At 59.3% G+C, this 1099-nt stretch carries 2 protein-coding genes; one reads left to right on the forward strand and one right to left on the reverse strand.

What is annotated here, in order from left to right; translation table 11 throughout:
- The coding region (locus EOA22_RS34710) for an FkbM family methyltransferase (protein WP_127390671.1) at nt 1-740 on the forward strand (740 nt) is incomplete at its 5' end.
- Nucleotides 741-841: 101 nt separating this feature from the next.
- On the opposite strand, the gene EOA22_RS34715 is transcribed toward EOA22_RS34710, so the two are convergent.
- The coding region (locus tag EOA22_RS34715) for an AGE family epimerase/isomerase (protein WP_206521504.1) at nt 842-1099 on the reverse strand (258 nt) is incomplete at its 5' end.

Consider the following 1099-nt stretch of genomic DNA (forward strand, 5'->3'; position numbering starts at 1 on the left):
ATCATGAATTGCTGATCAGGCCTACCGACAGCGACTTGTTTGTCATGTCACAAATTTTTGGGCACGGCGAATATGAAATTGGAAAGGGTGGACAGAGCGCGCTCAACCGGCTCGCGGCAGGATGGAGACGGAGGGGGATCATACCCGTTATCGTGGATGCCGGCGCTAACGTTGGCTACTCGTCGATTTTCCTCAGAGACCAGTATCCTGATGCTGTGGTGATGGCCATCGAACCGGATCGCCAAACGCATGAAGTCTTACTCTCGAACTGCGCCGGTCTAGAGCGGATCATGTCTGTTTACGGCGCACTCTGGTGCCACGAGGGCGAAGTTGCACTTGTCAACAGCGAGCGCCCATCGTGGGCACGGGGCGTGGCAGACGGAGAAGGCGTGCCGTCGGTCACCTTACGGGGCCTTCTTGCCAGACTGCCCAAGGCGAAATTGCTGATGCTTAAGATGGACATTGAAGGCGCGGAGCTGGAGGCAACGCGAGACTGCGGCAAGGTCCTCAAGCATGTGCCGTGCATCATCGTGGAACCACACGACTTTATGTTTCCCGGCCGAGGCTGCCTCACTTTCGTCTACTCGCTTTTGAGCGGAAGGAAGATCGACAGCCTCGTCAACGGCGAGAACCTCATATTCATTGCCTCGGAACTCCTGGCAGCACCGGCAGCCTCACGGCGGCCGACGACCGGGGGAAAGCGAGCGTTGCCGGTGCGCGCGGCCAAGGCTGTGCCTTAGCGGCCGCGCCAGGAGCCGATATCTGCGGTCGTCAAGGTTCGGTGCAGACGACCTTCGCCAACCACGGTTCGGCACGAACACCGTATCTCAGGATCGTCGCATCAGGAGCGACCCAGTACCTGCCTCAAACCCGTCTTGCTCACGTCCGAAGCAGGAAGCGGGAAAGGTTCGACTTGGCCCGCGGTCTTGTCCAGATACTGCATCAATGCCGTCACCAGATGGTAGAAGATGCTCGCCGGCACCTCCGTTGCCAGTGACCTTCCGCGCTCGTCAATCCTGTCGATCCACAAGCCAAGCGGCGCGGGATCGATGTGCCATCTGAACAGGCGCGCGACACGGGCTTCGATCTCAGCTTTCAG

Origin of the sequence: Mesorhizobium sp. M7A.F.Ca.US.014.04.1.1 (assembly GCF_003998745.1) — a bacterium.
In the GTDB taxonomy this organism is placed as follows: Bacteria; Pseudomonadota; Alphaproteobacteria; order Rhizobiales; family Rhizobiaceae; genus Mesorhizobium; species Mesorhizobium ciceri.